The sequence below is a fragment of the Roseateles sp. genome, assembly GCF_044373315.1.
GTDB lineage: Bacteria > Pseudomonadota > Gammaproteobacteria > Burkholderiales > Burkholderiaceae_C > JACDQM01.
This window is the reverse complement of sequence record NZ_JBILQK010000131.1, coordinates 1-7,361: the sequence shown is the minus strand read 5'-3', so window position 1 is coordinate 7,361 and position 7,361 is coordinate 1. Positions and strand designations below refer to the sequence as shown.

8 protein-coding genes are annotated in these 7,361 nt (G+C 64.1%); 3 read left to right on the top strand and 5 right to left on the bottom strand.

Annotation, left to right across the window (positions count from 1 at the left end):
• Positions 1-93: 93 nt before the first annotated feature.
• The 3 genes from ACIQ67_RS18525 to ACIQ67_RS18515 are packed head-to-tail and all read right to left on the bottom strand — an operon-like array spanning position 94 to position 2,492.
• Entirely contained in the window at positions 94-552 is a 459-nt protein-coding gene (locus ACIQ67_RS18525) for a DUF3429 domain-containing protein (RefSeq protein WP_397535854.1), read from the bottom strand.
• Between the two features lie 48 nt (positions 553-600).
• Positions 601-1,326, bottom strand: a complete 726-nt coding sequence (locus ACIQ67_RS18520; RefSeq protein WP_397535853.1) for a DsbC family protein — start codon at positions 1,324-1,326, stop codon at positions 601-603.
• Positions 1,327-1,349: 23 nt separating this feature from the next.
• Positions 1,350-2,492, bottom strand: a complete 1,143-nt coding sequence (locus ACIQ67_RS18515) for an FAD-dependent monooxygenase (protein WP_397535852.1) — start codon at positions 2,490-2,492, stop codon at positions 1,350-1,352.
• A 121-nt stretch (positions 2,493-2,613) separates the two neighbouring features.
• On the opposite strand from ACIQ67_RS18515, the gene ychF reads away from it, so the two are divergent.
• The 3 genes from ychF (at position 2,614) to rpoH (ending at position 5,680) form a co-directional block, all read left to right on the top strand.
• Positions 2,614-3,708 carry a redox-regulated ATPase YchF gene (ychF, locus tag ACIQ67_RS18510; RefSeq protein ID WP_397535851.1) on the top strand — a complete coding sequence of 365 codons (1,095 nt, stop codon included), beginning with the start codon at positions 2,614-2,616 and terminating at the stop codon, positions 3,706-3,708.
• A gap of 365 nt (positions 3,709-4,073) precedes the next feature.
• Entirely contained in the window at positions 4,074-4,583 is a 510-nt protein-coding gene (locus ACIQ67_RS18505; RefSeq protein WP_397535850.1) for a chemotaxis protein CheW, read from the top strand.
• A 176-nt stretch (positions 4,584-4,759) separates the two neighbouring features.
• Positions 4,760-5,680, top strand: coding sequence for an RNA polymerase sigma factor RpoH (rpoH, locus tag ACIQ67_RS18500; protein ID WP_397535849.1), 921 nt, complete (start codon positions 4,760-4,762; stop codon positions 5,678-5,680).
• An 88-nt stretch (positions 5,681-5,768) separates the two neighbouring features.
• Here the strand turns inward: rpoH and ACIQ67_RS18495 are convergent, their stop codons facing one another.
• Positions 5,769-6,383, bottom strand: a complete 615-nt coding sequence (locus ACIQ67_RS18495; protein WP_397535848.1) for an SCO family protein — start codon at positions 6,381-6,383, stop codon at positions 5,769-5,771.
• A 7-nt stretch (positions 6,384-6,390) separates the two neighbouring features.
• Positions 6,391-7,320: a heme o synthase gene (gene cyoE / locus ACIQ67_RS18490; protein WP_397535847.1), complete on the bottom strand. Its 930-nt coding sequence runs from the start codon at positions 7,318-7,320 to the stop codon at positions 6,391-6,393.
• Positions 7,321-7,361 lie beyond the last annotated feature (41 nt).

The following is a 7,361-nucleotide window of genomic DNA, read 5'->3' as shown; positions in this document are numbered from 1 at the left end:
CTGCAGGTCTGCAGGTTCAGGCAGGGTCAGCGTGACGCGAAACAGATGCGCATGCGCATCCTCGATCTCGACGCGATAGCTGGGCTTGGCCATTCAGCTTGCCGCCGCCCCCAGGAAGCAGCTCAGCGACGCCACTGCGCTAAGGCGAAAACGCAGCGTCAGCCAGGCTGCTGCGCCCAGCGCCGGATAGCTGCGCCGGTCGACCAGGTAGCACAGCACCAGCACCACGCCATGCACCACCAGTCCCGCATAGGCCGGCATCACCACCGCCACCCAGGCCAGCAGCGAGGGCACCACGCCCCAGACGAAGGGGCGCGCAGAAGTTTCTGTCTGGCGGAAGCCCAGACCCCAATGGATGCCGCCCAGGAAGGAGATGACAACGGCTGCGTAGCAGGACAGTGCCAGCGCTGCAAACGCATGCGCGTCAAGGTCGTAGCCGGCCAGCAGCCAGACCAGCAGCGCGCCGAAGACAAAGGGCAGCAGGCCCGCATAGCCCAGACGCAAGGCCAAGGGGTTCAGAGTGAGGGCGGGCGCGACAGCGCGGTCAGTCATGCAGGGCTCCGGAGCGGGACCTGGGTTGCCAGGTTCGGTGAAGGGGTATCAGGACTTGCCGCCGGCTAGACGCCGTTCCAGCTGCTCGGCGCTGATTGCGCCCGGCACGCGGCTGCCGTCTTCGAAGATGATGGCCGGCGTGCCGTTGATGCGGTACCTGCGCACCAGGGCCTGGTTGCGCTCGATGGCGCCGTCGTCGCAGTTCGCGGCGGGCTTCGGGGGTGCCTTGCCCTCCAGCATCCAGGCCAGCCAGGTGGCGGTCGAGTCCTTGGCACACCAGATGGCGCGCGACTTTTCAGGCGAATCGCCACCCAGGATGGGCACGACAAAGGTGTAGACGGTGATGTCCTTGACGTCCTGCAAGGTGCGCTCGAAGCGCTTGCAGAAGCCGCAGTTCGGATCGGCAAACACCGCGATGCGGCGCTTGCCGTTGCCACTCTTCCAGACCACGGCATCCTTCAGCGGCAGAGTGGCGAAGTCGATCGCGTTGACCTGGTTGACACGCTCCTCGGTGAGGTTGCGGCGGCTGCGCAGGTCGATCAGTTCACCTTCGATCAGGTAATTGCCCTGGGCGTCGGTGTAGCGCAGTTCGTTGCCGATGCGGATCTCCCACAGGCCTGGCATGCCGGTCTGGCGCACCTCGTCGATCTTGGGCAGGCCTTGCAGGCGCTCGGTCAGGTTCTTGCGGATCGCGGCCTCATTGGCCCAGGCCTGCGGCAAGGCCGACAGCAATGCAACAGCGGCAAGGGCAATAGCAACAGTCTTTCGCTTCATCACGGTCCCGTTCGTGCAATTTATCAAGAGCGCCCGGCGCCCAGAGCCTGCGCTGTCATCCAGCGCTTCAGAGGTGACAAGCGGTCAAACAGACCCATGCCGCGGTTTCGTAGGCCTTGCACGATCGGCTGCTCGCTGGCGAACAGGCGCAGCAGGCCATCCGTCAGTTCGCCCATAGCCCAGGTCGGCAAGGCACGCTGGCGCGCATAGCGGCGCAGCAGGCGTTCATCGGACAAGGCACGCCAGGGCTCACGTCCCGACAGCACATCGGCAAGACAGCTGACATCGGCCAGACCGAGGTTCAGTCCCTGACCCGCCAAGGGGTGCACCAGATGCGCGGCGTCGCCGAGCAGTACCCAGCCCTCCCCGCTCACGGCACTGGCACGCGCCAGCGACAAAGGCCACGAGGCCCGGCCACCCGCCAGGCGCAGCGTACCGGCGCCACCACCCGTGGCGTCCATCAGCGCTTGTTCGAACTCTGCATCACTGGCCGCAAGCAACTCCGGCACCCGACCTTCGGGCAGCGACCACACCAGCCCATAGCTGCAGCCCGGGGCCGGACGATCGAAGGGCAGCAAAGCCAGCACATCGGGGGCGCGGAACCATTGCCGGGCCACACCTTGGTGCGGCCGATCAGCCACCAGACGCGCCGCAATCGCGCGCTGCCCGCTGGCATGGTGCTCGAATTGCACGCCCAGGGCCTGCCGGCTGGCTGAATCACGGCCCTCGCAATACGCGGTCAATGCGGCCGACACCGGCGCAGCCACCCGCTGCACATGCGGCGCAAAGCGCAGCGCTTGGCCCAGCTCCTGCTCAAGCGCCTGCGCATCAACGATGTGCGCAAGCTCGGACACTCCCTGCTGCCAGGCACTGAACTGCAGCCGCGCAGCCCCCTGATCGCCTTGCACCTGCATCTCGTAGACCGGGGTCACGGCATCGGCGGGCAAGGCGTCCCAGACCCGCAGCTCCCGCAGCAGCGCCACCGAGGCCGCATTGAGCGCGTAGGCCCGCAGATCCTCGCGCGCTGGAATGCCAGTGTCCTGGCCCAGCAGCGCAACCCGCAGGCCGCGCGCACCCAGCGCCAGCGCTAGACTGCGCCCGACGCAGCCTTCGCCGCGCACCAGGATGTCAAAGGTCGGCGCGTGGCCGTGCGGGTGTGCATGCATTTGGCGCGCATTGTAGGCAGGGCTCCCAGGCCCTGCCGCAGCCAAGGACAGCGGGCGCCGGCCGGGGGCGACTAAAATCGCGCCCTCGCCTCTCGGCCAGCCTCCTTCCAGAAAGTTCCCCATGAGCCTCAAATGCGGCATCGTGGGCCTGCCCAACGTCGGCAAGTCCACCCTGTTCAACGCCCTGACCAAGGCCGGCATCGCCGCCGAGAACTATCCCTTCTGCACGATCGAGCCCAATGTGGGCGTGGTCGAGCTGCCCGACCCGCGTCTGCAGGCCCTGGCCGAGATCGTCAAGCCTGAGCGCATCCTGCCGGCCATCGTCGAGTTCGTGGACATCGCCGGCCTGGTGGCGGGTGCATCCAAGGGCGAAGGCCTGGGCAACCAGTTCCTCTCGCACATTCGCGAGACCGACGCCATCGTCAACGTGGTGCGCTGCTTCGAAGACCCGAACGTGATCCACGTGGCCGGCAAGGTCGACCCGATCTCGGACATCGAGGTGATCCAGACCGAGCTCTGCCTGGCCGACCTGGGCACGGTCGAGAAGAGCCTGCACCGCTACAACAAGGCGGCTCGCTCGGGCAACGACAAAGAAGCCGCAGCGCTGGTCAAGGTGCTGGAGAAGTGCGAGGCCGCGCTGAACCAGGCCAAACCGGTGCGCACCATCGATTTCAGCAAGGAAGAACTGGTCATCCTGAAGCCGCTGTGCCTGATCACCGCCAAGCCGGCGATGTTCGTCGGCAACGTCTCGGAAGACGGCTTCGAGAACAACCCCTTCCTGGATCGCCTGAAGGAATACGCCGACTCGCAGAACGCGCCGGTGGTGGCGATCTGCGCCAAGACCGAGGCCGAGCTGTCCGAGATGGAAGACGAGGACCGCGCCCTGTTCCTGGCCGAGATGGGCCAGGACGAACCGGGCCTCAACCGCCTGATCCGCGCCGCCTTCAAGCTGCTGGGCCTGCAGACCTACTTCACCGCCGGTGTGAAGGAAGTGCGCGCCTGGACCATCCATATCGGTGACACCGCGCCACAGGCGGCCGGCGTGATCCACACCGACTTCGAGCGCGGCTTCATCCGCGCGCAGACCATCGCCTTCGACGACTACATCGCCTTCAAGGGCGAGCAAGGCGCCAAGGACGCCGGCAAGATGCGCGCGGAAGGCAAGGACTACGTCGTCAAGGACGGCGACGTGCTGAACTTCCTGTTCAACGTCTGATTCGAGGAAGCCATTGCAAGCGATTGCAGTTGCTTGCAGGCGCATCACTATAAGCAGCATAAAGCCCCGTCAAGACGGGGCTTTCTCAATTCAGCATGTGGCCTGCAGCAACTGCTGATGCACCGAGCAAGTGACTGCTGGCGAAAAAACTCTAGGCGTCGCCAAACTGCCCCTCGTGACCACTGCAGCCAAGTCGCCGGCATGCCGCAGAGACCCACCCAGGCGATCCAGGTGAGGCTTTTGCACCGCGTTTCTGCTCATTTGCTCGGCGCCTGAAGCCAAGCGGTGTGCAGCCCACAGCAAGGCATGAAAAAATAGGCACGTCCAACAAGCCATTCAACTGATACCGCCAGCGCCCGATTCCCATGAGCTCTACCGAACTTGCCCCAGTTGCCGCGCAGACCGCGCTGACCGTCACTGCCGAGGGGGCTCACAGCAGCAGCCGCCAGTTCCTGACCTTCCGCATCGCCGCCGAAGAGTACGGCTTAGATATCCTGAAGGTGCAGGAAATCCGCTCCTATGAAGCACCGACGCGCATCGCCAATGCGCCGGCCTTCGTGAAGGGCGTGGTCAATCTCCGGGGCGTCATCGTCCCCATCGTGGACATGCGTCTGCGACTGGGCTGCGAGGGTGAGTACAACGCGTTCACCGTCGTGATCGTGCTGAACGTGTGTGGCCGCGTCGTCGGCATCGTGGTTGACTCCGTGTCCGATGTGCTGGAGCTGGCGGCAGATGCGATCAAGGCACCACCCGAGGTCGGCGCCGCGATCGACACCCGCTTCGTGACCGGCCTGGGCAAGATCGGCGAGCGCATGCTGATCCTGCTGGACATCGAAGGCATGGTCGGCAGCCCCGATTTCGGCCTCATCGACTGATTCCGGGCGGCCCCGCTGGGCCGGCATCAGCGCACGATGTTGGTGAGCACTCATCAGCTTGACCACGCCAGTAAAGCCCTTCGCCATTGTCCTTAGCGATTTAGCACTCTCTTCCATTGAGTGCTAATATTGTCGCTGTAGGAGCCAGAGCGCTTCGTTCATCGGAGGGTTCATCAATGACGACACACGCTGCACTGACAGTCCGAGACCCCTGGGCCTTGCTGCCCTCGCTGGGCAATCTGGATGCGTACATCACGACCGTGAATCGCATGCCCATGCTGACGCCTGAGGAGGAGCTGAGCTTTTCCCGGCGCCTGCGCGAAAGTGGTGACTTGGACGCTGCGGGTCGTCTGGTGCTCTCGCACCTGCGACTGGTGGTGTCGATCTCGCGCCAGTACCTGGGTTACGGGTTGCCGCAGGGCGACCTGATCCAGGAAGGCAATGTGGGCCTAATGAAGGCCGTCAAGCGTTTCGATCCCGAGCAGGGCGTGCGCTTGGTGAGCTACGCGATGCATTGGATCAAGGCCGAGATTCACGAATACATCCTGCGCAACTGGCGCATGGTCAAGGTGGCGACGACCAAGGCCCAGCGTAAGCTTTTCTTCAACCTGCGCTCGATGAAGCACAGCATGAAGGAAGATGCGCTGGACGACCAGGCATACCGCAGCACCTTGAGCGAGAGCGAAGTCGATCAGGTGGCCCGCACCCTCAAGGTCAAGCGCGAGGAAGTGCTTGAAATGGAGACGCGCCTGTCTGGCGGCGATGTGGCCCTGGAGCCGCAGACTGACGATGATGGCGAGAGCTACGCCCCTATTGCCTACCTCGCTGATGAAAGTCAGGAGCCCACCCGGGTGCTTGAGGCGCGCAAGCGCGACTATCTGGCCGGTGACGGCATCAAGCTGGCGCTGGAGTCGCTGGATGAGCGCAGCCGGCGCATCGTTGAAGAGCGCTGGCTCAAGGTCAATGACGATGCGAGCGGCGGCATGACTTTGCACGAATTGGCCAACGAGTACGGCGTCAGCGCTGAACGTATCCGGCAGATCGAAGTGGCCGCGATGAAGAAGATGCGCAAGGCCTTGAGCGACGCTGCAGCCTGAGGCACAGGCCTCGGAACGGAAGGCTCAACGGCAAACGGCCCCTGCAAACAGGGGCCGTTTTCATTGCTGGAAGCGCGTCGCAGACGGCTCAGCTCTTTTCAGCCAGCAGGACTTTCAGATCGTCAGTCAGGGCCTGCGCGCCGGAGCCGTAGCGCGAGAACACGCGCACGCGACCTTGGGAGTCAAACAGATAACTCGCCGCGGTGTGGTCGATTGAGTAGCTGCCCTCCGTCTTACCCGGAACCTTGGCGTAATAGACCTTGAACTCCTTGGCTACCGCCTGGGTCTGGTCGGCGCTGCCACGCAAGGCGACGAAGCTCGGGTCAAAACTGGCCAGATAGGCCTTCAGGAGATCGGGCGTGTCACGCTCGGGGTCCACACTGATGAAGATCCCCTGCACGCGCTCGCCATCAGGCCCTAGCGCTTTCTTGACCTGGGCCAGTTCGGCCAAGGTGGTGGGGCAGACATCCGGGCACTGCGTGAAGCCGAAAAACACCACCAGGACCTTGCCGCGGAAATCGCCCAAGGTCCGTGCCTGTCCATGCTGATCCACCAGTTGGAAATCCCGCGCGTAATCAGCACCGGTCAGGTCAATGCCTTTGAAGGCCGGCTTGCTTGAGCCGCCCATGCCCAGCTTTTCGCAACCCGCCAGGGCCGCAGAGACACCGAGCAATCCGGCCAGGAAGAGACGTCTTTTTTGCATCTGAGCTTCAGCCCAACCAGGGCGTCAGGTAGTGGTCCAGCAGCAGTGCGGCGAACAGCAGCGACAGATGCAAGATCGAGAATCGAAAGGTGGAACGCGCCAATTCGTCCGAATAGTTGCGCCGCAAGCGCCAAGCATAAGTGCAAAAACCAAGGCCCAGCACCAGCGCACTGAACAGGTAGATCCAGCCGCTCATACCGCTCAGGAAGGGCAGCAAGGTGGCGGCCAGCAGGATCCAGGTGTAGAGCACGATCTGCAAACGCGTGAACTCCGAGCCATGGGTGACGGGCAGCATCGGCAAGCCGGCCTTGCGGTACTCCTCGGTGCGGTACAGCGCCAGGGCCCAGAAGTGCGGCGGCGTCCAGAGAAAGATGATCAGGAAGAGCATCAGGGCTTCCGGCCCGACATCGCCGCGCAAAGCCGCCCAGCCCAGCACCGGCGGCATCGCACCGGAGGCCCCGCCGATCACGATGTTCTGCGGCGTCAGAGGCTTGAGCACCACGGTGTAGATCACAGCGTAGCCGACGAAGGTTGCGAAGGTGAGCCACATCGTCAAGGGATTGACCCAGACCCACAGAATGGCTGAGCCGATGCCGCAAAGCAGGGCCGAGAAGGTCAGCGTCTGTACGCGACTGAGTTCCCCCTTGGCTGTGGCACGCCAGGCGGTGCGCTTCATCTTGGCATCGATCTGCTGCTCAATCAGGCAGTTGAAGGCGGCAGCGGCGCCAGCCACCAGCCAGATGCCCGCCGTGGCGGCCAGCACCACGCCCCATTCACTGCCGGTCGGCAGGCCCGGCACGGCCAACGCCATGCCGATCACCGCACAGAAGACGATCAGCTGCACCACCCGCGGCTTGGTCAACTGGTAGTACTGCTGCCAGCGCGAGCCCAGGCTGAGCGCGGGCGCCGCCGGTGAAGAGGGGGAAGAAGACGTCATCTCACTCATCCTTTTAGGCGCGAGCCAAGGCCTCGGCCACG